This window comes from Ruegeria sp. CG4, from assembly GCF_056537185.1.
In genome coordinates, this window is sequence record NZ_JBQFRB010000006.1 from 34,868 (window position 1) to 57,970 (window position 23,103).

Sequence of the window (23,103 nt, forward strand, 5' to 3'; positions counted from 1 at the left end):
TGTATAAAATGGCCGCCCTTTCGGGCGGCTTTTTCTATCATACCAGGTAGAGGCCAAAAACCGTGACTGAAAACCCGGTCAGTACCAGTGTAAAGCCTCGTAGCCAGCCAGCGCTGTCCGTCAGGTCGAGGTAGCGCGCGAGGATGAGGCGCGCCTTGAGCAACGCCAAAAGCAGGATTCCACCCCCTATTGTCGCAGGCGCTGCAGGCAGCAGGGTCAGAAGCGCGGATGCCAGGCTGAGCGCCAGTAGTCCAAGCCAGGCCTTTGTTAGCGGGTTCGGGAGCCTCCGGCGGGAGTATTTGGGAAAAGATGAAGACGCGGCCATTATGTTCATCCCAGCAGGTAGATGACCGGGAACAGCATGATCCAAACCAGGTCGACCATGTGCCAGAACTGAGCGCCTGCCTCGATATTTCGGGGGTCATCCCGCCAGGCAACCAGCAGGAGTATGAAGGCTCCGGCCAGCACATGTGCGGCGTGAAATCCGGTTAGCAGATAGTAGAAGAGAAAGAACGGGTGGGTTTCGTAGCTGATGCCCTGCGCTGCTTTGTCGGCATATTCCACCCCTTTGATGACAAGGAAAACCAGTCCCAGCAGGGACGCACCCAACAGTGCCAATCGGGCGGTATTCCGGCGGGCATCCCGCCGCCAGTGCAGTGCCTGTGCCGCCAGATAGCCGGACGATACAAGAACGACGGTGTTCAGCGCAGCTCCGGTACGGTGAAGATGCGACTGGGCTTCGGCAAATCCTGCAGGGTCAGTCAGACGCACGCCCATGAAGGCGATCAGCCCTGCCCCGAACACCAGTAGTTCACTGATGATCAGCACCCACATCAGCAATTCGCCGGGCAGTTCGTCGATCAGGGTGGCGTTGCTCATGCGCCGACCAGTTGTCGATAGATTTGCGGCAGGGCCATTGTCAGCCGGTGCGGGTCCGGGATGACGGCAAAGCCACCCTGCCCGAACATGCGCGGGAACCAGCTTTTGCCGGTCTTGTCGATGGTGACGCCAAAGACCGAATGACCGGCACGGCGGGCTTCGCGCACAGCCATGCAGGTATCTTCGATACCGTGTCGGCCCTCGTAATGGTCAAGGTCGTTGGGTTTGCCATCGGTGATGACCAGCAGCAGGCGGCGCTTGCGAGATTGCGCGGCAAGGTCGGCGGAACAGTGGCGAATTGCGGCTCCGAGTCGGGTGTAGTGCCCCGGTCGCAGCGAAGCGATACGTTGCTCGACCTTCGGCCCCATGGGTTCGTCAAATCGTTTGCAGCGCTGAACGTATACGCGTTCGCGTTTCAGCGAACTGAAGGCGTGGATGGCGAAATCGTCGCCGCAGGCATTCAGGCCCCAGGCCAGCGCCGCCAGCGCCTCGCGTTCTATGTCGATCACAGCGCGGCCGGTGACGGCGCTTTCGGTTGAGCGGCTGACATCCAGCAGGATCGACACCGCCAGATCGCGGGCCTCGGGGCGGGATTGCATCCAGACGCGTTCGTTGCTTTCCCCGCTTGCGAGTCGGTCGGTAGCAGCCCGCACGGCGGCTTCGATGTCGAGTTGATCACCGTCCAGATGACCTCTGGTCATGACCCGACCGGGGCGCAGGGCTTCGAACTGGCGTTTGACGGCACGAATGCGGCGGGCCGTGGCGGGGTCCTTGCCGAACTCGGCTGCATCCTCGCGGATATCGGCGTCGGACAGCAGAACGTTGACGTGGTCGGGCAGGTATTGACCGGTGCGCACGTCCCATTCAGGATAGAGGATGCGGCCTGACAGGCGTTCTCGGTTCACGTCTTCTGGCGCGAGATCGAGGTGGAGTTTTAACTTGGTCGGCGGCGCCTTGGAGATCTGACCGAGGCCGATCTCCTCCTGATCGTCGGCCGCTTTCTTCGCGTTGTCGGGGTCATCATCGTCGATACGACGGTTGATGTTCAAAAACTCGGCCCAACTGAGTATTGCTTCGAACTTGTGCAGGATGAAACTGTCGCTGCGCGAAGCCTGGTCAGATTTTCGGCGCCGCGCGCGGTGGGTCTTTTCACCGGATTCTTCGGGTGGGCCTTCTGTATCCGGGTTTTCAACCTCGTTATGTTCGGAAAACCCGACGGCGCGCAACTCGGGCCACAGCGGGACCGGGCGGAAATGCTGATAGCCGCGCGGGGCGGCGAGATCGTCACCCAGTGCCAAAAGCTCTTGGGCTTGCGGTGACAGGGGCTTGGGGTCACCCAGCATGTTGCGGACAACCTCTTCGACCGCCGCCTCGAGCGGTGGCAGGCCGGGTATGTTCCGTTGATACAGAACGCCCTTGCAGAGTTCAGCGTACAGCGGGCGCAGACCGGGGGCATTTTCCAATGTCGCCTCGACCATGTGCCGGGCAGCGACCAGTGCGCGCAGGTCGCCGCGCAGAGGATCGTCTTCGTCAATTCTTGTTGCGGCATGGGCGGCAGTTGCGGCCAGCCAGACATAAAGCGCGCCGTTTGCTTCGCGCGCGGGGAATACGGCCAGCCGGTCCGGCAGGCGCAGTACTTCCCCGTCGAACGACGCGCGCGGCATCAGTTCGGTTTCGGTCGCCAGACGGCGGCGCCAGCCGAGACGGTGGCGCGAAACTTCAGGAGAGACCGGGCGCAATTCGACGCCCGGACTGCCCCCCAGTCCCCGGAAGAGGACTGCCAGCCGCCCCGCGACCTCAGAGAGGTCGACCGCGGCTCCAACATGCACCTCAGGTGCATCGAGGCGGCTGGCAAGGGTGTGCCACAGTTTCCCGATCGTTTCTTCGGGTTCCCATGGCTCAAAGTCGATCTTGACCATCGGCCGGCCTCACCCAAAGACAGCCGTGACAAGATCGAGGAGCCCGCGTTTGATATCCTCGTCATCAGTCAGAGGTTCGATCATTGCGGCAAGGATGGCGCGGTCGGTGGACATGCCCTGCGCGATCAGCGTTGCGGCATAAACGACCAGACGGGTGGAAACGCCTTCCTCAAGATCCTGACCCTTGAGCCCACGCAGTTTGCCGGCAAGACGCACCAGCGGTTTGCAGCGTTCCAGCGGCAGGCCGCTTTCCTGTGCAACGACATCGGCCTCCATCTCGGGCGACGGGAAGTCGAACTCCAGCGAGATGAAACGCTGACGGGTCGAGGGTTTCAGAGTTTTCAGAATGTTCTGGTAGCCGGGGTTGTATGAGGCCACCAACATGAAGCCGGGTGCGGCTTCAAGCTCTTCGCCGGTGCGGTCGATCGGCAGGATGCGCCGGTCGTCGGTCAGCGGGTGCAGAACGACGGTGACGTCCTTGCGAGCCTCGACTACCTCATCAAGGTAGCAGATTGCACCTTCACGTACTGCGCGGGTCAGGGGGCCATCGACCCAGACGGTCTCGCCGCCTTTCAGCAGGTAGCGGCCGATCAGGTCGGCGGCAGCGAGGTCATCATGGCAGGCCACGGTGTAAAGCGGGCGGCCAAGGCTGGCGGCCATATGGGCCACAAAGCGGGTCTTGCCGCATCCGGTCGGCCCTTTCAGCAAGACCGGCAGGTTATTGGTATAGGCGGCGGCGAACACGTCGCATTCGTCGCCTTGGGGCAGGTAGAAGGGGGCGTCAGCCGCCCCCGTTCCCAGTTGCATGGAGCCGTCCATATCCATTACTCCGCAGGAGTTTCAGCTGCGCCGGGTTCAATGACCTCTTTCCGAGGGACCCAGATCGAGTAGATGAACAGCAGCGCACCAAGGACCACGACCAGGCCAGAGCCAAGGCGCATCCAGTAGAAGATCGCGATCTGATCCTGCACATCCATGAAGTAGTCACCGACCACACGTTGCATGTGTGTCTGAACAGTCCCGGCGAAGGTCAGCACGAAGGTCATGAAGACCATACCACCTGTCATCAGCCAGAAGGACGCCATGTTCAGAACCTGATTATAAGGATCGCGGTTCTTGAGGATCGGCATCGCGTAGCTGAAGATCGCCAGGTTGAGGCAGACATAGGCGCCGTAGAAGGCCAGGTGACCGTGTGCGGCCGTGATCTGCGTGCCGTGGGTGTAATAGTTCACACCGTGCAGCGTATGCAGGAAGCCCCAGACGCCGGCCCCGAAGAAGGCCAATGTGGCGCAGCCCAGCGACCACAACAGTGCGGCCTTGTTGGGGTGGTCACGGCGGCCTTTCCAGACCATGACGAAGGCAAAGGCCATCATTGCAAAGAACGGGATCACCTCGAGGCTCGAGAAGATCGATCCGATCCACTGCCAGTAGGCGGGTGTACCGATCCAGTAATAGTGGTGGCCGGTGCCGAGGATGCCCGAGAACAGTGCGGCAGCGACGATGACATATAGCCATTTCTCGACCACCTCCCGGTCAACACCGGTCAGCTTCAGCATCAGATAGGCCAGGATCGAGGCCATGATCAGTTCCCACACACCTTCGACCCACAAGTGGACAACGTACCACCAGTACTGCTTGTCGAGTGACAGGTTGCCGGGGTTGTAGAAAGCGAACAGGAACAAAAGCGCCAGACCCCACAGACCCAACAAAAGGATGTTGGTGATAGCGGTCTTCTTGCCCTTCAGAACGGTCATCGACACGTTGTAAAGGAAGATCAGCGCAGCCACGACGATGCCGGCCTTGACCCATTTGGGCTGTTCCAGGAACTCGCGCCCTTCTTTGCCCAGCAGCCAATTGCCTTCGAACAGGTTGAAGACATAGGTCACGACCACGCCCAGCGTGCCGACGACCAGAATGATCAGCTGCAGATAGGCCAGTTTGGGCGAGTGGATCTCGCGCTCGGCCTCTTCCGGGATCAGGAAGTAAGCAGCGCCGAAGAAGCCCAGGATCAGCCAGACGATCAGCGAGTTGGTGTGAAGCATCCGCACGATATTGAACGGCAGAAGCTCACTCAGGAAGTTTGGCGATACATAGATCAGTCCGGCCAGCAGGCCGCCGATCACCTGGATCGCGAACAGGCCCATTGCCACTGCGAAGTAGGCGTAGGCGATTTTTTGGGATTCGTATTTCATTGTCCTTGTCCCTTTCTCAGCCTGCCTCGTTGGGCGGCCAGCCCTGAGCGTCGATATTGTCCGTCCAGATCAGGAAGTTGGTCAGGTCGCGGAGTTCTTCGTCGCTGAGGTTGAAATTGGGCATCTGTCGGCGACCGGGAATGCCGGTCGGCTGCGCCTCCATCCAGCCCTTGAGGGATTCAAAGGCTGATTCCGGGTCGTCCAGCACCCCCCAACGGGTCATCACGTTACCGACTTCCGGGGCGAAGTAGGCCCCTTCGCCGAGAATCGAGTGACAGTTGATGCAGGCGTGTTTTTCCCAGACGTGCTTGCCGCGAACCACACTTTCGTCAAGCTTTGCCGCGTTTTCGGAATTGACGATATACAGGTGGGAATGGGCCGACAGGGCCAGAAAGATTAGAATGAAGAACAGTGACCCGCCATAGAATATATTGCGAGCCATGCTCTTTGTCATGACTTCTCGCATCGCGCTCTCCTTTGCGCAGATTAGCTAGTTTGCTCAGAATGGCGGGTGGGTCATGGTATCGCCTTAACGAAAGTCAAGACTTGCGACAGGAAATCAGATTCAGTTTGAGTGCCCCAGCCGTGGACCCGTCAGCGCAGGCCACATGGCGATCAGATACAGCACAAAGGCGCTGACCCAGAGTCCATCGGACAGCAGCATCGCAACTAGATAGCCAGATTCCATATCCGCCGCGATCCAGCGCGAGATCGCTGCCGCGGCCATCAGTCCATAGGCCACGACCATCGGGCCGGGTGCGATCAGATCCCGTCCGCTGTGCCCCAGCGCAGCTCGGCTCATGACCGCAAGGGTCATGCCGCCCACGCAACCGATGCCCAGAACGTGCAGCGCAGCAACCTCGTTGCCGAAACCCAATGCCGCAAGCCCCCAAAGAATCAGCCCCAGCGCCAGCATTCCAAGTCCCAGGTGCAGCGCGAGCAGGATTGGCTGCCGCGCGGACCAGATCATGCGCCAGCGCGACATGCGCAGGATTTGCACACCGCCAAGGGCCAGCCCCAGCACTCCGGCCGTGCCCGTCGCGCCCAATACCAGAACGCCACAGGGCAGAACCAAGGCCAGAATCATGCCCGCCTTGTCCAGGCCCGCCACCGAGACCGGCCAGTTCGCCTCGGGCTCTCCGGCGCGTTTCATTGCATTGCGTGTAAAGGCGGGAGTGATCCGGCCCCCCAGAATGGCGATCATCGCACAGAGTGTCAGCAAGCCTGCTCGCAGACCTGTTTGCAGTGTGTCGCTTGTAATACCAGCCCATTCCAGATGGGTCAGCAGGTTCGCGACCCAGATGAGGCTTAGCAGCAGGAGAAACACCATGTTCTGCGGCTTGGGACGGCGGATGAGCAGTGTGGCGATCTTGGCTGCCAGAATTGGCACAAAGGCCAGATCCAAAACCGCGACCACAAGCGGCGGCAGTATCCCGGAAAACCACATTGCCATCCGGCCGGCCAGCCAGACCCCTGCCGCCAGTGCGATGAAGCGAGCCCGCGCGTCGGGCGCACCGGTCCAGTTCGGCACAGCGGTCAGGAAGAACCCTCCCAAAGCTGCTGTGGCATAGCCGAAAATCATCTCATGCGCGTGCCACATAGGCGGTGTCATGCCGTAATCCGGTGCCAAATACGGCACCGCCAGCCACAGCCCCCAGACAAGGCCGACAAACAGGCCGTAGAGACCTGCAGACAGGAAAAAAACTCGGAATCCTTCACCAAAAATACGGGTGATGATCGTGGGCATTTCTGCTCTCCTAGACCGTTTTGCCACACGTAGCAGCCCGGCGGCCCGGATGACTTAACCAAAATCAAAACCGTCGCAAAACATGACCCGGAAACACCTGTTTTATTAGGAATTATTTTTGCATTTCAGTCTGTGTACAAACCCGTTTCCGTCCCTTCCGTTGACTTTGGTCAAGGATAACATCTCCGTGATGTTTCAGTCTCCAGCCTGCCTCACCAGCAAATGGAGAGTGATCATGTCACTTGGAATCAGCTACAACAAAACTGGCCGCGCCTTTGGGGTCGGTTTGGCGATGCTGCTGGGCAGCGTCGCTGCACCAGTCTTCGCCGAAGAGCCAACATTGAGCGACGAAGCGTTTGAATCGTCCAAACAGCTCTATTTCGAGCAATGCGCAGGTTGCCACGGCGTTCTGCGTAAAGGCGCCACAGGCAAAAACCTTGAACCCCACTGGAAGAAAACCGCAGCCGACGGCACCGTGACCGAAGGCGGCACCCTCGCGCTTGGGCAGGAACGTCTTGAAAAGATCATCGCCTGGGGGACCGAAGGCGGCATGAACAACTTCTCGGACATCATGACCGAGCAGGAAATCAAGGACATGGCGACATACATTATGATGGAGGCCCCCAAGCCGCCTGAGATGTCGCTGGAACAGATGAAAGCGACACGCAAGGTCTATGTCGAAGAAGCCGACTATCCGACCGAACCGCTGCATGGCCGCAACTGGGAGAACTTCTTTGTCGTCATCGAACGTGACGTAGGTAAAGTGGCCGTGATCGACGGCGACACCAAAGAAGTGCTGACACACATCCCGACCGGTTACGCTGTCCACGTTCTGAAAGCATCCGAACACCACAGCACTACCGAACCGGAACATCCGGGCCGCTTCTGGTACACCATGGGCCGCGACGGCAAGATGACCAAGATCGACCTCTGGCAGAAGCCTGAGAATATGTTGGTTTCCGAGGTCAAGATTGCCTATGACGCCCGCGATGTGGCCGTTTCCGGCGACGGCAAATACGTCATCGGTGGTGGTTACTGGCCGCCGCATTTCGCAATCGTCGATGCCCAGACCATGGAACCGGTCAAGGTTGTATCGACACGCGGCGTGAACGTGGACGGGGACTATGTGGAAGAGGCCCGCGTGGCCGCAATCTACACCACACCGAACGAGCCAACCTGGATTGTCGCGATCAAGGAATTGGGTCAGCTGTGGCAGGTCGACTATACCGACCTTGAGAACCTGCGGATCGACAAGATCGACTCGGCCAAGTTCCTGCACGACGGGTTCTTTGACCCGACTGGCCGGTACTTCCAGATCGCCGCGAACGCGTCGAACAAGATGGTTGTCGTCGACACCGAAACTCACAAGCTTGAGGCAATGATCGACACGGCTGCGTTGCCGCACCCCGGCCCGGGCGCCAACTGGGTTGACCCGAATTGTGGTCCGGTTGCCGGTACAACCCACCTTGGTGTTGGTGCCGTGACCGTCTGGGGCAACGACCCAGAGAACCGTCCGGACGATGCCTGGAAGGTTTGCTACGAAGTGGAAACCGACGGCCCCGGCCTGTTTATCCGCACGCACCCGAATTCGGATTACATCTGGGCTGACCAGACCAAACATCCGGAACCGGAAATTCAGCAGTCCGTTCAGGTCATCTCGAAAGAGACCGGCGAGATCGTAAAAACCATCCAGATCACCGAAGATGAAGGCAGCGCCGCTGTTCACTTCGAGTTCAACGCGGATGGTACCGAGGTCTGGGTTTCCAAATGGAACCTGTCGGATTCGAAAGAACCCAACGGTCAGATCGTGATCTTCGACGCCAAGACGCTGGAAGAAATTGGCCGCATCGAAGGGCTTTATGCCCCGACCGGCAAGTTCAACGTCTACAACCGTTCGAACCACGTCACCTGACGGGATCGCATCCAGAACCGGAAAGGGCGGGCCCCTCGCCCGCCCTTTCCTCGTTTGACCTATCAGCCAAACTCACCGGCCTGCCACACAAGGCCTGACAAGACAGCCATAACGGAGCACGGATATGACCTCCGAACCGGATAAAAAACCACCGATCTGGCGCCGGTATTTCCTGTGGGGAATGCCCGTGGCCGGTCTCGCTGCCGCTTTTGCTGCAGGCATCATCTTCTGGGGCGGCTTCAACACTGCCATGGAAGCGACCAACACCGAGAAGTTCTGTGTCTCGTGTCACGAGATGCGCGATTATATATACACCGAATACACCGGCACGATCCACGATGTGAACCGTTCCGGCGTGGGCGCGGTCTGTTCAGACTGCCACGTGCCCAAGGACTGGACCCACAAGATCATCCGCAAAATCCAGGCCTCCAAAGAGCTTTATGGCAAAATGGTCGGGACCATCAGCACCCCAGAGAAATTCGAAGCCAAACGCATCCATCTGGCGATGAACGAATGGGAGCGGATGAAGGCTACCGACTCGCGCGAGTGCCGTAACTGCCACGATTTCGAATCGATGATGCCCGAATTCCAGAAACCCCGCGCCCGTCAGCAACACCTGAACGCGATGGAAACCGGTCAGACCTGTATCGATTGCCACAAGGGGATTGCGCACTCGAACATCCGGGACCGTGCAACCGACGAGTATCTGGAAGAGTTGGAAGCCCCGAACCCTGCGTTTGTCCGGCCGATCCCGCCAGAATATCTGGCCAGCCTCGAGAAGATCGAAGCCTTGGAGGCCGCCGAGGCCGACGCGGAAAAAGCCGCCAAACAAGCCCAGCAAGAGGCTGTTCAGGCCCAGATTGCGGCCGCTGTTGACGCTGCTGTGGCGGAAGAACGCGCCAACGCTGCGGGAGAGGCCTCGGCCGCGCCTGCGGGCGGCGGTGGCAGCGACGTCGCTTCGAACATCGACTGGAATGCCGTGGCCAGTGCGGAGCTGAAACTGTTCTACCCCGGTCAGGCGTCCTTCGAATGGGTGCAAAACGGCAAGACCCACGGCGGTGCCCGTCCGCTGACCAAGGGGGGCGATCAGTGTTCGACCTGTCACGCCAAGGAACTGGACACCATCGGAAACAAGATCGTTGCCGGTGGCGAACTGGAACCGACCCCGATCCCGGGCAAACGTGGGGTGATCGACGCAACCGTTCAGGCGGCGCATGACGATGAAAACCTCTATATCCGCCTGCAATGGCCGGATGCGGGCCATAGCCCTGCCCCGTTTGTTGATGGCGGCAAAATGGACCCCGACAACCAGATCAAGGTCGCCATGATGATCACCGGAACAGATATTGAACTGGGTGATCAAGTGGGTTGCTGGGCTTCATGTCACGCCGACAACAGCTACATGCCCTTTGACCCGGGTGCGGATGCCATTGCCGCCAATGGTGATGTTACGGGACGGCTGACCGCGCAGGACACAGTGACCAAATACATCAGCGAAAGCCGCACCGAGGTTGAGGTCAAAGGCCGCGGTGGCAAGCCCCTGGGTGGTTGGGACAAGCTGCAGTCTGCCGAGCAGATTGAGCAATACCTGGCCGACGGCACCTATCTTGACCTGATGCGGGTCTATGCCGATGGCAGTGCCACCAACGGCTATCTGCTGGATCAGCGCGTGGTCAATGACGGTGAAATCGCCGCCTCGGCCGAGCTTTCCGGCGGAACGTGGACTGTCGTGTTCACGCGGCCGTTGAACTCCGGTGCGCCGGGTGATGTCCCGCTGGAACCCGGGCAGACCTATACGGTCGGCTTTGCAATCCACGATGACTATGCCAGTGCGAGGTTCCACCATGTGACGCTGAACACCAGCCTTGCGCTGGATGACGACAGCGCGAATATCAACGTGGTGAAACAGTAACGGATTGGGGCCGGAAGATCCGGCCCCAATCCTTTCAGAAAGGAGATTGGATCATGAAAACCCAACGACTTCTTCCTGCACTTTTGTTTCTGGCATCACCGGTTCTTGCGGCCGACGAAGAGACAGCCGCAATCTGCGCCGAGGCCGAAGAACGTTATGTCGAATTGTTCGACCAACCATCGTCAGCCGTTGAGGACGCCGAAGTTGTGTTGATGTACAAATACAATTTCTGCCCTGCCGAACTGACGGTCAAAGCAGGAACCACGGTCCGCTGGGTGAACGTGGACAAACGCACCAGCCACAGCGTTTTGCTGAAAGACGGCAGCGACCCTGAAAGCGACCGGCTGTTTCCCGAGGAAACGGTTGATCTGACCTTCCTTACCCCGGGGCGGCAGGACTATCTGTGCGGTCCACATTGGGAGACACAGAACATGATCGGAATGATCACAGTAGATCCCTGAGCAGAAGCAGACATACGGGCAGAAGTAAGGAGCGCGGATGCAAATCCCGCGCTCCTTAACTTATGTCAAGGAGGTTGAACCGTGAATGCGCCAACCTGCCGTCATGACACGCCCGGTTCACCCAGCAACGTCCCGTAATCACACTGGATTCGCGCAGGAAACACCGGGTTCCGACGACATTCAGGACAAGTGAGTTTGCACATGAGCGGTAAGGTTTTTCTGATTGGTGCCGGACCGGGTGATCCGGAGCTGATGACCCTGCGCGCCCTGCGGATGCTGCAACAGGCGGATGTGGTGGTCTATGATCGATTGGTTTCGGACGAAATCCTTGCCATGCACACCGAAGGGGCACGACTCATACCTGTCGGCAAAGCCCCGAAATGCCACACTGTCCCACAAGACCGCATCAACGAAATCCTGCTGGAAGAGGCCCGCGCTGGCCATACTGTGGCGCGCCTGAAAGGCGGCGACCCGATGATTTTTGGCCGCGGTTCGGAAGAGGCCGCCTATCTGATGGACCACGGCGTCGAGGTCGAATACGCGCCCGGAATTACAGCGGCACAAGGCGCGTCTTGTTCAACGGGCGTGCCACTGACCCATCGGGGCCTTGCGACCTCGGTCCAATATGTCACCGGGCACCGGCAGGCAGACAAGGTTCTAGATCTGGACTGGAAACGTCTGGCCGACCCGGATTCGACGCTGGTGGTTTATATGGGCGTTGCCAACATCGGTCAGATCGCAATGGGTCTGATGACCGAAAACCTGCCCGGATCGACCCCTGTTCTGGCCGTCGCCAAGGCCACCACCCGCGCAGAACGCCGCCTTGTTTCCCGGCTGGATCGGTTGGCTGCGGATGTGCGTCAGGCGGAGCTGGCGGCCCCTACCCTGTTCATCATCGGTCAGGTCGTTTCGCTGTATTCCGAGCGACCCGTGGCTGAGTTATTGGAACAGGCTCATGGCTAGGCCAGGTCGCCAAAATACCGCGCCGGCCCGCAATAATCCGCAGTCAGGATGGGCCGGGCGCACCGTTCTGACCATGGCCGTGCTGGTGGCAACCTCGGCAATTGCCGCCGATACGCTGGACCCCAACGCTCTGAAGCGGCTTGTCCATCAGGATTGCGGATCGTGCCACGGGTTGTCTTTGAAGGGGGGCCTAGGCCCCGATTTGCGTGCGGGAACTCTTGCACATTACGACGCCGAAGTTCTGACCGGCGTCATCCTTGACGGAATCCCGGACACCGCGATGCCGCCCTGGCGCCCCTTGATCACAGAAGAAGAGGCCGAGTGGATCGCCCGTTACCTGTTGGAACCGGAGGCACAATGAAACAGCTCATCCTCGGCCTCGCTGCAACCCTTATGATGTCCACTGCGCAGGCGGAACCCACCGCCACCGGCGACCTCGGGCTGGTGATCGAACGGGCGCAGGGTTCAGTCCTGCTGGTCGATCAATCCGAGCGCACGGCGCTGGCCCGGATCGAAGGCTTGGGCGATCTGTCTCATGCGTCGCTGGTCTATTCGCCCGACGAACGTTTCGCCTATGTGTTCGGCCGCGATGGAGGTCTGACCAAGGTCGACATCGTCACCCGCCAGATTGCCAATCGTGTTGTACAGGCGGGCAACGCCATCGGCGGCGCAATCTCTGACGATGGTACGCTGGTGGCAGTGTCCAACTATGAACCCGGCGGCGTGCGCGTGTTCGATGCCGATACGCTTGAAATGGTCGCAGACATTCCGACCGGCAGCAAAACCATCGGCCTGGTTGACGCGCCCGGTCGGCGGTTCGTGTTCACCATGTGGGACACGGGTGAGACCTGGATAGCCGATTTTTCCTCAGGTACGCCGGAAATCACCAAAATCCCCGATATGGGTGAAAACCCCTACGACGCTTTGATAACCGCAAATGGCCGGACCTATATCACAGGCCTGTTTGGCGAGGATGGCCTAACGGCGTTGGACCTCTGGGCTGACACCCCGGAACCCATCCGCGTGCTGTCCGATTACGGGCGCGGGCAAGAAGAGATGCCCGTCTACAAGATGCCCCATCTTGAAGGTTGGGCGCTGACCGGTCGTGAATTCGTTCTGCCTGCTGTTGGCCATCACGAGGTCTTGTGGATCGACGCCGATACCCTGACCGAGACCGGGCGCACCCAAACCCATGGCCAGCCGGTCTTTGCAATGGCCCGGCCCGACGGGCGGCAGGTCTGGGTCAACTTCGCCCACCCGCTGAACGATACGATCCAGGTCATCGACAGTGTCAGCAAGGACATCATCCACGAATTCAAACCCGGCCCCGCCGTACTGCATATGGAGTTCACGCCGCGCGGGCATGAGGTCTGGATCAGCGTCCGGGATGCCAACAAGGTCATGATCTACGACACGCAAACATTTGAAAAACTGCGTGAAATCGAAGCGGACAGCCCATCGGGCATCTTCTTCACCGCCCGCGCGCACAGAACAGGCCTGTAACCCATGTGCCATATCACCGACCCGATCGATCGCCACCTTCTGGATGATTTCCAGCGCAACTTTCCAGTCACCGAACGCCCTTTCCAAGTTGTGGCCGACACACTGAAGCTCAGCGAGGCCGATGTGATCGACCGGCTGGCCCGCATGCGGGCGGCAGGCCGGATCACGCGTGTCGGGGCGACCATCGCGCCCGGCGCGGTTTCCGCAAGCACGCTGGCTGCGGTTGCGGCACCTGAGCACCGCATTGAAAAGATTGCTGCCCTGATCGACGCGGAACCGGGCGTGAATCATAACTACCAGCGGGAAGATGATTGGAACCTCTGGTTCGTCGCCACCGGGCCGGATCGCGCACATGTCGACAACACGCTGGCCCGGATCAGAAAAAAAACCGGACTTCGCGTTCTCGACCTGCGGCTGGTGCGCCCCTTCAACGTAGATCTGGGGTTCCGCATGTCCGGTGGCGCGCGACGCGTTCCCAGCGCGCGTCGGATCGACCGGTCGGCCATGCAGGACGGTGACCGTGATTTGCTCCAGTCACTGAGCTCGGGCCTGTCACTTGTCGGTGACCCTTACGCGGCGCTGGCCCGGTCGCTGGGTCGAGAGCCCGAAGATGTAATGACGCGCATTCGCTGCCTGCACGAGGCGGGCATCATCTCGCGTTTGGGCGTCATCGTGCGTCACCGTGCACTCGGATGGTCTGCCAACGCGATGGTCGTCTGGGACCTTCCCGCCGATCAGATTGACACTGCTGGACCGGCCCTTGCGGCCCATCCCGGGATCACCCTGTGTTACGAACGCAATCCGGTCGAGGGGGTCTGGCCCTATCGGCTCTATTCCATGATCCACGCCCGCTCGCGGAGCGAAGCGTATGAGGTGCTGGCTGGCGCGACCGAGCTTCAGGAGCTGACCGGTGCGCGGCACAAGGTTCTGTTTTCGACCCGCTGCTTCAAACAGACCGGCGCGCTGATCCAACCGAAGGAGTCCGCCGCATGACACTCGACGCAATTGATCGCAGAATCCTGAACAGGATGCAGGACGACCTGCCATTGGTACCGAACCCCTACGCCGCCGTGGCAGACGCGTTGAGCATATCTGAAAGCGATTTGCTGAATCGCCTGTCCCGGATGAAGAAAGAGCGTGTGATTACCCGGTTTGGCCCGTTCTTCGACGCAGCCGCCATGGGGGGGGCTTTTTGCCTCTGTGCCATGGCTGTTGAACCCGAGAATTTCGAAGCCGTCCTAACCAAAGTCAATGCGCACCCCGAGGTGGCCCATAATTATGAACGCACGCACCGGCTGAACATGTGGTTCGTTCTGGCGACCGAAACACCTGAAGGGATTGCAACAGCGGCCGAGGCAATCGAAAGGGAAACCGGGATCGCCGTCCTGCAGTTCCCCAAACTACAGGAATTTTTCATAGGCTTCCGGGTGGCAGCATGATCGACGCAAAAGACAGAGAGATCATTGAGGCTTTGCAAGGCGGCCTGCCGCTGGTCCCTGCCCCCTATGCCAGTGTGGCCGAAACCCTGGGCATGGACGAAGACGCCTTGCTTTCTCGGCTTGCGGGTCTGAAATCGCGCGGGGTGATCCGCCGTATCGCTGCGGCACCCAACCACTACAAGCTGGGCATGACGTCGAACGGAATGACCGTGTGGGATGTGGACGACAACCGTGTTGCCGAACTGGGCGCAGAAATCGGCGCGCTGCCCTATGTTACGCACTGCTATGAACGCCCGCGCGCCCTGCCCGACTGGCCCTATAACCTTTTTGCCATGGTCCATGGTTCGGACCGGACCGAGGTCGAAGAAAAGCGGGCAGAAATCACGGCCATTCTGGGCGACGCCTGCCGTGCCAAAGACATCCTTTATTCTACACGCATCCTGAAAAAAACCGGGCTGCGTCTGAAGTCCAAAGAGCAATTGAAAGGCTGAAACATGTTCCGCCTGACCGAATACATGCATCAACTGGTCAATCCGACGCCGGTGCGCAAACGGCGTCCGGGTCCGGTGAAGCCGGTGGTGATCTGGAACCTGACACGGCGCTGCAACCTGAAGTGCCGCCATTGCTACACCGTCTCGGCGGATGTGGCCTTCCCGGGTGAGCTCAGCCACGAGCAAGCCATGGTTACCCTTGAGGATCTGGGCCAGTTTCGCGTCCCGGCCCTGATCCTCTCGGGTGGGGAGCCGCTGGACCGGTTCGACTTCTTCGACATCGCGAAACGCGCCCGCGATCTGGTGCCGATGCTGGCGCTGTCGACAAATGGAACGCGGATTTACGACGAAACCGCTGACATGATCGCCGATGTGGGGTTCAGCTATGTCGGCATCTCGCTGGACGGGATCGGGGCCACGAACGATTGGTTCCGTGGGGTCAAGGGTGCTTTTGCCGACGCCCTGCGCGGCGTACGTGAATGCAAGAAACGCGGCATCAAGGTTGGTCTGCGTTTTTGCCTGACCGAAGGGACCCAGCATCACCTGCCCGACCTGCTGAAACTGTGTGACGACGAGGGAGTGGACAAGTTCTACTTGTCCCACCTGGTCTATGCCGGACGTGGCGACAAGAACCGGGGCGAGGATGCCGAGCATCTGCTCACCCGCAAGGGATTGGACCTGTTGTTGGAGCGCGCATGGGAGGCGGCCTCTGGAGGGCGACCGCTGGATATCGTCACCGGCAACAACGACGCGGATGCCGGGTATTTTCTGAACTGGGTACGTTCGCGTTTCGATGCAGAGAAAGAGGCGCATGTGCGCGAACATCTTGCCGCATGGGGTGGCAACTCCAGCGGTCTGGGTGTTGCCAATATCGACAATCTCGGTCGCGTGCATCCCGACACTTATTGGTCCGACTACACGGTCGGCAACGTGAAGACAAAATCGTTTTCAGAACTTTGGACCAGTGATGACCCGATGCTGGCCATGCTGCGCACGCGCCCCCGCCCGCTGAAGGGGCGCTGTGGCGCCTGTCAGCTGAAGGATGTGTGTGGCGGCAACACCCGCATTCGCGCCTTGCAACTGACCGGCGATCCCTGGGCCGAAGATCCGGCCTGCTATCTGTCAAATCAAGAAATCGGCGTGGACGACGCGGGCGAACGTCTGCAGGTCACGCCGTTCCGGGGGAAACGTCATGATCCGGCGCATCAGTTCTTTTGATAATGGGCGTTCTGTTCACCCAGCACCTGTGCGGGTGGTGAGTTCTGAAGCCTCCGGCGGGAGTATTTGTAAAAAGATGAAGATCGGGGTCTTGTGTTCGATCCTCAGTGTCGGGGCGGCATGGGCGGATGCGCCTTCAGACTATGCCGAGCATTGCGCATCGTGCCACGGTGAGAGCCGTCTGGGCGGTGTGGGTCCGGCGCTGATCCCCGAGACCTTGAAACGCATGCGCGGCCCCCGTGTTGCCGCAGTAATTGCCGAAGGGCGGGCGGCGACACAGATGCCGGGGTTTTCGCATGAGCTTGACGCCTTGCAGATCGAGGAATTGGCAGGTTGGCTGAAATCGCCGCTGGAGACCGACCCGGAATGGGGTGAGGCCGAGATTATGGCCAGCCGTGCTCTGGACGAGGATAACACATCGGTTGATGCCCCTGTCTGGGACAGTGACCCCATGAACATCACGCTGGTCGTTGAAACTGGCGATCACCATGTCAGCGTTCTGGATGGTGACACGTTCGAGGTTCTCGACCGGTTCGAAACCCCCTTTGCCGTGCATGGCGGGCCAAAGTTCAGTCCCGACGGGCGATATGTCTTCATCATGTCGCGCGACGGCTGGGTGCAGAAGTATGACATCTGGGCGTTGAAACAGGTGGGTCGTGTGCGCGCCGGCCTGAACAGCCGTAACATCGCTATGTCAGGCGACGGCAAATGGGTGGCCGTGGCAAATTACCTGCCTAACACCCTGACCTTGTTGTCGACAGAGGATCTGTCGGTTGCCAAGGTCATCGAGATCAAAGGCAAGAAGGGCAAGGGCAGCCGTGTTTCGGCCGTGTATCAGGCTCCGCCGCGCGAGAGTTTTGTTCTGGCGCTGAAAGATGTGCCCGAGATATGGGAGGTCTTTTATGGCGCCAACCCGCCGCAATCCGGGCTGGGTCATGACTTCCGCATCGAAGGGCAGTTCAAGAACCCTGACCCCTTCCCGGTGCGCAAGATCACGACGCCGGACTACCTGGACGACTTCTTTTTCGATCAGAGCTACGAATACGTCATGGGTGCGTCCCGCGATGGTAAAGGCGGGCAGGTGATCGACCTGGTCATCGGTCAGAAAGTGGCCGATCTGGACCTGCCGGGGATGCCGCATCTGGGGTCGGGCATCACTTGGCAGCACGGTGATACAACCGTGATGGCCACTCCACATTTGACCGATGGCACCGTGTCGGTGATCGACATGCAGACATGGGAAACCGTCAAGCGGATCAAGACCGAAGGGCCCGGGTTCTTCATGCGCAGCCATGAGAACTCACCCTACGTCTGGGCCGACGTGTTCTTTGGACCCAACAAGGACGCGATGCATGTCATCGACAAGCAAAGCCTTGAAATCATAAAGACTCTGCGACCTGCTCCGGGCAAAACTGTGGCCCACGTGGAATTTACCAGGGACGGCAGCCATGCGTTGGTTTCGATCTGGGAGGATGACGGCGCGGTAATCGTCTATGATGCGCAGACGCTGGAGGAAATTCGCCGTCTGCCGATGCGCAAACCTTCGGGGAAATACAATGTCTGGAACAAGATCACCTTCTCGGAAGGCACCAGCCACTGAGGGCAGATGGCCGGTTTGGAAACTGGCCATACTGCTGTACCCGGCCACGGCACTGACCGTGGCCATCAACCTGTTTTTGCTTGGCCTGATCCTGCACAGCGCCGGTTTCGGCGCGATTGAACCAGTTCCGGCGATCCTTTGGTCGATTCCTTTAGGGATTCCAGCGACATGGCTGGCCGGGCGCTGGCTGCGCGGGTTGATGGATGAGGCCGATGAATAGGTGCAAATTTTCTCCGACCTGACCTAAGTCAAGTTTCTGCTTGAGAGAATCCCATAGGGTTCGGGAAAGAACGCCGAGTTGGATTCTCAATGCCCACCTTCCGCCCTCCGCATAGCCTGTTTGATCGCGTGTCCCGCGCGGTGTGCGGTTTGGTGGGCATATTCCTGTTGCTGTTACAAATGCTTGGCCCGGCACTGGCGAGTTCCGGCGACAGCATGTGGATCGAGATCTGCTCGGAGGCAGGGGCGGTCTGGGTTGAGGTTGATCTGGAAGAAGATACCGACGACCCGACCGCGCCCTGTCCGAAATGCGCCGATTGTGCGCTTTGCGCGGTGACGACGGCAGCGCCGCTGCCAGACCTGCCGCTTGTCGCGCAGGCCGGAGATGTGCGGCTTGTACACGTTGCGAACCAGAGCCTGTGCGATTTGCACAGCCCGAAATGGCTATGGCCCGAAACCCGGGGTCCCCCGTATTTGACCAAAGAAGAATCTGAACGCGCCCTGCGCGCGTCCATGGCATCCACCCAAGTAATCGGAGGTGCGCCATGGTCGTAAGTCGCGCAATCCATTTCCTGCTGGCCTTCACCCTGTCCTGCCTGATGGCGATCAGCGCGCATGCCGACAGCCTCGCCAGCTTTCTGCCCGAAATTGCTCCTGCCGATCTGGTTCCAGAAGCCGATGCCTTTGGTCCGGTCCGCGATGACATACCCGTTGCCCCGGTTTTGAAGGGGGGCGAAACGGTTGCCTGGGCTTTCCTGACGTCTGACTTCGTCGGCACCACCGGTTATTCCGGCAAACCCATTCACGTGGTGGCGGCCATCGACAGTGACGCGGTTCTGACCGGTGTGAAACTGGTCAAACACTCGGAACCGATCGTTCTGATCGGCATCCCCAATTCGCGCATGGTCGAGCTGACCGAAGGCTATGCCGGCCTGGACCTCAAGCGTGAGGCCGAAACCGGCGGTGAAGGGCATGACCTGGACATCATCTCGGGCGCGACCGTGACGATCATGGTGATCGACGACAGCCTTGTGCGTGGTGGTATCAAAGTTGCGCGCGCGCTTGGACTGGGGGGGTTGTCTCCGGTAAAGGCCGATGGACCGAAACGCGAAGTCGACATGGCGCAGGATGCTGTTTTCGACTGGACGACACTTTCGGGCGACGGTTCGGTCCGGCGGATGACGCTGGATATCGGCCAGGTGAATGCCGCCTTCGAGGCCACCGGAGATCAGCGCGCCATCAGACGCCCCGAACCCGGCGAGCCCGATGATACCTTCATCGACATGCACGTGGCACTTGTTTCGGTGCCGTCCATCGGCAAGTCGCTGCTGGGTGAGGCTGAATACCAGAACCTGATCAACTGGCTGGACGAAGGCGAGCAGGCCATTCTGGTACTGGGACGCGGCGCCTATAGTTTCAAAGGCTCGGGCTATGTGCGTGGCGGCATCTTTGACCGTATTCAATTGATCCAGGGTGACAGATCGGTCCGCTTTTTCGACCGTCAACAACGGCGATTGGGGGAAGTTGCAGCCCCTGACGCGCCCAGTTTTACCGAGCTGGACATCTTCAAGATCCCGGCCGACGCCGAGTTTGACCCCGCCGCACCCTTCCGACTGCAACTGCTGGTGCAGCGCGCCGTGGGTGCGGTCGAAAAAACGTTTCTGACCTTCGACTTGGGCTACAAGTTGCCGGAACAGTACCTGCTGCCCGTCGCTGCCCCCGTTGTTGTCGATGATGCCACCGGCGAAGCCGCTGCCAAGGCCGCCTTGTGGCAACGCATCTGGAAGGACCGCACCGTCGAGATCGGCGTTCTGATCGTCATGCTGCTGGTGCTAACCGCGACTTTCTTCTTCCAGTTCCACGCCACCATGAACGCGCGCGTCTTTTACTGGTTCCGCATCGGATACCTGACCATGACCCTGTTTTTCATCGGCTGGTACGCCAATGCGCAGTTGAGCGTGGTGAATCTGATGGCACTGGCGGGAAGCCTGCGCATTGGGTTTTCCTGGGACGCGTTCCTGCTGGACCCGCTGGTCTTCATTCAATGGTTCGCTGTCGCCGCTGCGCTGCTGTTCTGGGGGCGCGGGGCCTATTGCGGCTGGCTGTGCCCGTTTGGTGCGCTGCAAGAGCTGACCAACAAGATCGCGCGCGCGTTGAAGGTCCCGCAATGGACCCTGCCGTGGGGCCTGAACGAACGGCTTTGGCCTGCGAAGTACATGATCTTCCTCGTTCTCTTCGGCATCAGCTTTGTCTCGATCCCGCTGGCTGAGAAATACGCCGAGGTCGAGCCGTTCAAGACCGCGATCATTCTGAAATTCATGCGTGACTGGCCCTTTGTGGTCTTTGCGCTGGCCCTGCTGGGGATTGGGCTGTTCATCGAACGGTTCTATTGCCGCTACCTCTGCCCGCTGGGCGGAGCGCTGGCGATCCCTGCCCGTATCCGCATGTTCGATTGGCTGCGCCGTTACCCCGATTGCGGCAGCCCCTGTCAGACCTGCGCCAACGAATGCCCCGTTCAGGCGATCCACCCCACAGGTGAGATCAACCCGAACGAGTGCGTCACCTGTCTGCATTGCCAGGTGCTCTATCAGTCCGAGACGAAATGTCCCGTCGTTATCCGCCAGCTAAAACGGCGGGCCAAGACAGGGTCGGTCAACCTCAAGACCCCTCTCGGACAACCACCGGCGAACCATCCGAACGCCAAACCGCAATCCGTTTCCTAAAAAAGGAGGAACGATCATGTCGGACAATGAAAACAAACTGAACATCACACGCCGCGGGATGCTGGGGGCAACCGCCACCGGCGCGGTGATTGCCGGGACCGGTCTGGGCTCGACCCTGATGACGGCCAAGCAAGCCAGTGCTGCCGCCAATGCCGCGCTGGAACCGGGTGAACTGGACGAGTATTACGGCTTCTGGTCTTCGGGCCAGACCGGTGAACTGCGCATTATGGGCGTGCCGTCCATGCGCGAACTGATGCGGGTTCCGGTGTTCAACCGCTGCTCGGCCACGGGCTGGGGTCAGACCAACGAGTCGCTGAAAATCCTGACCGAGGGCCTGCTGCCCGAAACCAAGGAATTCCTGGCGGCAAACGGCAAGGTGACTTACGACAACGGCGACCTGCACCACCCGCACATGTCCTTCACCGATGGCACCTATGACGGCCGCTATCTGTTCATGAATGACAAGGCCAACACCCGTGTCGCCCGTGTGCGCTGTGACGTGATGAAATGCGACAAGATCATCGAGATCCCGAACGCGCATGACATCCACGGCTTGCGTCCGCAGAAATACCCGCGCACCGGCTACGTCTTTGCCAATGGTGAGCATGAAGCGCCGCTGGTGAACGATGGTCAGATCCTCGACGATCCGTCACAATACGTGAACATCTTCACCGCCATCGACGGTGACACGATGGAGATCGCGTGGCAGGTGATGGTGTCGGGCAACCTCGACAACACCGACTGCGACTATCAGGGCAAATACGCCTTCTCGACCTCGTACAACTCGGAAATGGGTATGAACCTTGCCGAGATGACCGAGAACGAGCTGGACCACGTGGTCGTGTTCAACCTCAAGGGCATCGAAGAGGCCGTGGCCGCCGGGAACTATCAGGAACTGAACGGCGTCAAGGTCGTGGACGGCCGCAAAGAGGCTGGCGGCAACCTGACCCGCTATATCCCGATCCCGAACTCGCCGCACGGTGTGAACGCCGCGCCCGACAAGAAACACATCATGATCAACGGTAAGCTGTCGCCGACAGTGTCCGTGATCGATGTGGAGAAAGTCGACGCGCTGTTTGCTGACAATGCCGATCCGCGTTCCGCCATCGTTGCTGAACCGCAGTTGGGCCTTGGCCCGCTTCACACCGCGTTCGACGGCAAGGGCAACGCTTATACCACCTTGTTCCTGGACAGCCAGGTGGTGAAATGGGACATCGCCAAGGCCATCGAAGCCTATGCAGGTGCGGACGTCGATCCCATTGTCGACAAGGTGGATGTGCATTATCAGCCCGGCCATAACTCGACCTCGATGGGCGAAACGGCCGAGGCGGACGGCAAGTGGCTGATTTCGATGAATAAGTTCTCGAAAGACCGCTTCCTGAACGTGGGTCCGCTGAAGCCCGAGAACGAGCAGCTGATCGACATCTCGGGCGACAAGATGAAAGTGGTCCACGACGGCCCGACCTTTGCGGAACCGCACGACTCGATCATCGTGCACCGGTCGAAGGTGAACCCGGTCAATGTCTGGGACCGCAACGACCCGATGTGGGAAGAAGCGCGCCAGCAGGCCGCGGCAGACGGTGTCGATCTGGAGGAAGGAGCCGAAGAACCCATCCGTGACGGCAACAAGGTCCGCGTTTACATGACCTCGACCGCGCCTGTCTTCAGCATGGAGAAGTTCACGGTCAAGCAGGGCGATGAAGTCACCATTTATGTCACCAACCTGGATGACGTGGATGATGTGACCCACGGTCTGTGCCTGTCGAACTTCGGCGTCGCGATGGAGATCGCACCTCAGGCCACCGCTTCGGTCACATTCATTGCCGACCGTCCGGGCGTGCACTGGTATTACTGCCAGTGGTTCTGCCACGCGCTGCACATGGAAATGCGCGGCCGGATGTTTGTTGAGCCGCGGAGCGCATAAC

22 protein-coding genes are annotated in these 23,103 nt (G+C 59.8%); 15 read left to right on the plus strand and 7 right to left on the minus strand.

Annotated features, from left to right (window positions below; all coding sequences use genetic code 11):
* Window positions 1–37: 37 nt before the first annotated feature.
* The 7 genes from ACR0J2_RS15715 to ACR0J2_RS15745 all read right to left on the minus strand — a co-directional run bounded on the left by ACR0J2_RS15715 (window position 38) and on the right by ACR0J2_RS15745 (window position 6,737).
* A complete protein-coding gene (locus tag ACR0J2_RS15715; protein ID WP_480813150.1) occupies window positions 38–325 on the minus strand; it encodes a cytochrome C oxidase subunit IV family protein in 288 nt (95 codons plus the stop codon).
* A 5-nt stretch (window positions 326–330) separates the two neighbouring features.
* Entirely contained in the window at window positions 331–879 is a 549-nt protein-coding gene (locus ACR0J2_RS15720) for a cytochrome c oxidase subunit 3 (protein WP_170815878.1), read from the minus strand.
* Window positions 876–2,798: a nitric oxide reductase activation protein NorD gene (locus tag ACR0J2_RS15725; RefSeq protein ID WP_480813151.1), complete on the minus strand. Its 1,923-nt coding sequence runs from the start codon at window positions 2,796–2,798 to the stop codon at window positions 876–878. Before ACR0J2_RS15725 ends, ACR0J2_RS15720 begins: the two co-directional genes overlap by 4 nt.
* Window positions 2,799–2,807: 9 nt before the next feature.
* The gene (locus ACR0J2_RS15730) at window positions 2,808–3,617 is read right to left on the minus strand and encodes an AAA family ATPase (RefSeq protein ID WP_480813152.1); all 810 of its coding nucleotides are present in this window, start codon (window positions 3,615–3,617) and stop codon (window positions 2,808–2,810) included.
* Window positions 3,618–3,622: 5 nt separating this feature from the next.
* A complete protein-coding gene (locus ACR0J2_RS15735; RefSeq protein ID WP_170678681.1) occupies window positions 3,623–4,990 on the minus strand; it encodes a cbb3-type cytochrome c oxidase subunit I in 1,368 nt (455 codons plus the stop codon).
* 16 nt (window positions 4,991–5,006) lie between these two features.
* The gene (locus tag ACR0J2_RS15740; protein WP_170613993.1) at window positions 5,007–5,456 is read right to left on the minus strand and encodes a c-type cytochrome; all 450 of its coding nucleotides are present in this window, start codon (window positions 5,454–5,456) and stop codon (window positions 5,007–5,009) included.
* Window positions 5,457–5,555: 99 nt separating this feature from the next.
* Window positions 5,556–6,737, minus strand: a complete 1,182-nt coding sequence (locus ACR0J2_RS15745) for an NnrS family protein (protein WP_170678683.1) — start codon at window positions 6,735–6,737, stop codon at window positions 5,556–5,558.
* A 235-nt stretch (window positions 6,738–6,972) separates the two neighbouring features.
* Between ACR0J2_RS15745 and ACR0J2_RS15750 the strand changes: the two genes are divergently transcribed.
* The 15 genes from ACR0J2_RS15750 to nosZ all read left to right on the plus strand — a co-directional run bounded on the left by ACR0J2_RS15750 (window position 6,973) and on the right by nosZ (window position 23,102).
* Complete coding sequence (locus ACR0J2_RS15750) at window positions 6,973–8,649, plus strand: cytochrome D1 domain-containing protein (protein ID WP_170613995.1); 1,677 nt, start codon at window positions 6,973–6,975, stop codon at window positions 8,647–8,649.
* 124 nt (window positions 8,650–8,773) lie between these two features.
* Window positions 8,774–10,561, plus strand: coding sequence for a NapC/NirT family cytochrome c (locus ACR0J2_RS15755; RefSeq protein WP_480813153.1), 1,788 nt, complete (start codon window positions 8,774–8,776; stop codon window positions 10,559–10,561).
* A 53-nt stretch (window positions 10,562–10,614) separates the two neighbouring features.
* Window positions 10,615–11,022, plus strand: a complete 408-nt coding sequence (locus tag ACR0J2_RS15760; RefSeq protein WP_480813154.1) for a cupredoxin domain-containing protein — start codon at window positions 10,615–10,617, stop codon at window positions 11,020–11,022.
* Window positions 11,023–11,223: 201 nt separating this feature from the next.
* On the plus strand, window positions 11,224–11,985 hold the full coding sequence (cobA, locus tag ACR0J2_RS15765; RefSeq protein ID WP_480813155.1) for a uroporphyrinogen-III C-methyltransferase: 762 nt from the start codon (window positions 11,224–11,226) through the stop codon (window positions 11,983–11,985).
* Between the two features lie 73 nt (window positions 11,986–12,058).
* Window positions 12,059–12,346: a c-type cytochrome gene (locus ACR0J2_RS15770; protein WP_170825200.1), complete on the plus strand. Its 288-nt coding sequence runs from the start codon at window positions 12,059–12,061 to the stop codon at window positions 12,344–12,346.
* The gene (locus ACR0J2_RS15775) at window positions 12,343–13,488 is read left to right on the plus strand and encodes a cytochrome D1 domain-containing protein (protein WP_480813156.1); all 1,146 of its coding nucleotides are present in this window, start codon (window positions 12,343–12,345) and stop codon (window positions 13,486–13,488) included. Before ACR0J2_RS15770 ends, ACR0J2_RS15775 begins: the two co-directional genes overlap by 4 nt.
* A 3-nt stretch (window positions 13,489–13,491) precedes the next feature.
* Entirely contained in the window at window positions 13,492–14,481 is a 990-nt protein-coding gene (gene ahbB / locus ACR0J2_RS15780) for a siroheme decarboxylase subunit beta (protein WP_170614001.1), read from the plus strand.
* On the plus strand, window positions 14,478–14,927 hold the full coding sequence (locus ACR0J2_RS15785; protein WP_170614002.1) for an Lrp/AsnC family transcriptional regulator: 450 nt from the start codon (window positions 14,478–14,480) through the stop codon (window positions 14,925–14,927). The genes ahbB (ACR0J2_RS15780) and ACR0J2_RS15785 overlap by 4 nt, the downstream gene beginning before the upstream one ends.
* Window positions 14,924–15,418 carry a siroheme decarboxylase subunit beta gene (ahbB, locus tag ACR0J2_RS15790; RefSeq protein ID WP_170614003.1) on the plus strand — a complete coding sequence of 165 codons (495 nt, stop codon included), beginning with the start codon at window positions 14,924–14,926 and terminating at the stop codon, window positions 15,416–15,418. Before ACR0J2_RS15785 ends, ahbB (ACR0J2_RS15790) begins: the two co-directional genes overlap by 4 nt.
* A gap of 3 nt (window positions 15,419–15,421) precedes the next feature.
* A complete protein-coding gene (nirJ, locus tag ACR0J2_RS15795) occupies window positions 15,422–16,636 on the plus strand; it encodes a heme d1 biosynthesis radical SAM protein NirJ (protein WP_170614004.1) in 1,215 nt (404 codons plus the stop codon).
* A gap of 76 nt (window positions 16,637–16,712) precedes the next feature.
* A complete protein-coding gene (locus ACR0J2_RS15800) occupies window positions 16,713–18,236 on the plus strand; it encodes a cytochrome D1 domain-containing protein (protein ID WP_480813157.1) in 1,524 nt (507 codons plus the stop codon).
* Window positions 18,193–18,456, plus strand: coding sequence for a hypothetical protein (locus ACR0J2_RS15805; RefSeq protein ID WP_170678703.1), 264 nt, complete (start codon window positions 18,193–18,195; stop codon window positions 18,454–18,456). Before ACR0J2_RS15800 ends, ACR0J2_RS15805 begins: the two co-directional genes overlap by 44 nt.
* Window positions 18,457–18,545: 89 nt before the next feature.
* Entirely contained in the window at window positions 18,546–19,010 is a 465-nt protein-coding gene (locus ACR0J2_RS15810) for a DUF2946 family protein (protein WP_480713644.1), read from the plus strand.
* Entirely contained in the window at window positions 19,001–21,178 is a 2,178-nt protein-coding gene (locus tag ACR0J2_RS15815; protein ID WP_480813158.1) for a 4Fe-4S binding protein, read from the plus strand. Before ACR0J2_RS15810 ends, ACR0J2_RS15815 begins: the two co-directional genes overlap by 10 nt.
* Before the next feature lie 16 nt (window positions 21,179–21,194).
* Complete coding sequence (nosZ, locus tag ACR0J2_RS15820; protein ID WP_170614008.1) at window positions 21,195–23,102, plus strand: TAT-dependent nitrous-oxide reductase; 1,908 nt, start codon at window positions 21,195–21,197, stop codon at window positions 23,100–23,102.
* Window position 23,103 lies beyond the last annotated feature (1 nt).

Bases quoted from the DNA above. Each gene is read 5' to 3' on its own strand.
- ACR0J2_RS15715 (WP_480813150.1), bottom strand. From the start codon at position 325: ATGGCCGCGTCTTCATCTTTTCCCAAATACTCCCGCCGGAGGCTCCCG.
- ACR0J2_RS15720 (WP_170815878.1), bottom strand. From the start codon at position 879: ATGAGCAACGCCACCCTGATCGACGAACTGCCCGGCGAATTGCTGATG.
- ACR0J2_RS15725 (WP_480813151.1), bottom strand. From the start codon at position 2,798: ATGGTCAAGATCGACTTTGAGCCATGGGAACCCGAAGAAACGATCGGG.
- ACR0J2_RS15730 (WP_480813152.1), bottom strand. From the start codon at position 3,617: ATGGACGGCTCCATGCAACTGGGAACGGGGGCGGCTGACGCCCCCTTC.
- ACR0J2_RS15735 (WP_170678681.1), bottom strand. From the start codon at position 4,990: ATGAAATACGAATCCCAAAAAATCGCCTACGCCTACTTCGCAGTGGCA.
- ACR0J2_RS15740 (WP_170613993.1), bottom strand. From the start codon at position 5,456: ATGCGAGAAGTCATGACAAAGAGCATGGCTCGCAATATATTCTATGGC.
- ACR0J2_RS15745 (WP_170678683.1), bottom strand. From the start codon at position 6,737: ATGCCCACGATCATCACCCGTATTTTTGGTGAAGGATTCCGAGTTTTT.
- ACR0J2_RS15750 (WP_170613995.1), top strand. From the start codon at position 6,973: ATGTCACTTGGAATCAGCTACAACAAAACTGGCCGCGCCTTTGGGGTC.
- ACR0J2_RS15755 (WP_480813153.1), top strand. From the start codon at position 8,774: ATGACCTCCGAACCGGATAAAAAACCACCGATCTGGCGCCGGTATTTC.
- ACR0J2_RS15760 (WP_480813154.1), top strand. From the start codon at position 10,615: ATGAAAACCCAACGACTTCTTCCTGCACTTTTGTTTCTGGCATCACCG.
- cobA (WP_480813155.1), top strand. From the start codon at position 11,224: ATGAGCGGTAAGGTTTTTCTGATTGGTGCCGGACCGGGTGATCCGGAG.
- ACR0J2_RS15770 (WP_170825200.1), top strand. From the start codon at position 12,059: ATGGCCGTGCTGGTGGCAACCTCGGCAATTGCCGCCGATACGCTGGAC.
- ACR0J2_RS15775 (WP_480813156.1), top strand. From the start codon at position 12,343: ATGAAACAGCTCATCCTCGGCCTCGCTGCAACCCTTATGATGTCCACT.
- ahbB (WP_170614001.1), top strand. From the start codon at position 13,492: ATGTGCCATATCACCGACCCGATCGATCGCCACCTTCTGGATGATTTC.
- ACR0J2_RS15785 (WP_170614002.1), top strand. From the start codon at position 14,478: ATGACACTCGACGCAATTGATCGCAGAATCCTGAACAGGATGCAGGAC.
- ahbB (WP_170614003.1), top strand. From the start codon at position 14,924: ATGATCGACGCAAAAGACAGAGAGATCATTGAGGCTTTGCAAGGCGGC.
- nirJ (WP_170614004.1), top strand. From the start codon at position 15,422: ATGTTCCGCCTGACCGAATACATGCATCAACTGGTCAATCCGACGCCG.
- ACR0J2_RS15800 (WP_480813157.1), top strand. From the start codon at position 16,713: ATGAAGATCGGGGTCTTGTGTTCGATCCTCAGTGTCGGGGCGGCATGG.
- ACR0J2_RS15805 (WP_170678703.1), top strand. From the start codon at position 18,193: ATGTCTGGAACAAGATCACCTTCTCGGAAGGCACCAGCCACTGAGGGC.
- ACR0J2_RS15810 (WP_480713644.1), top strand. From the start codon at position 18,546: ATGCCCACCTTCCGCCCTCCGCATAGCCTGTTTGATCGCGTGTCCCGC.
- ACR0J2_RS15815 (WP_480813158.1), top strand. From the start codon at position 19,001: ATGGTCGTAAGTCGCGCAATCCATTTCCTGCTGGCCTTCACCCTGTCC.
- nosZ (WP_170614008.1), top strand. From the start codon at position 21,195: ATGTCGGACAATGAAAACAAACTGAACATCACACGCCGCGGGATGCTG.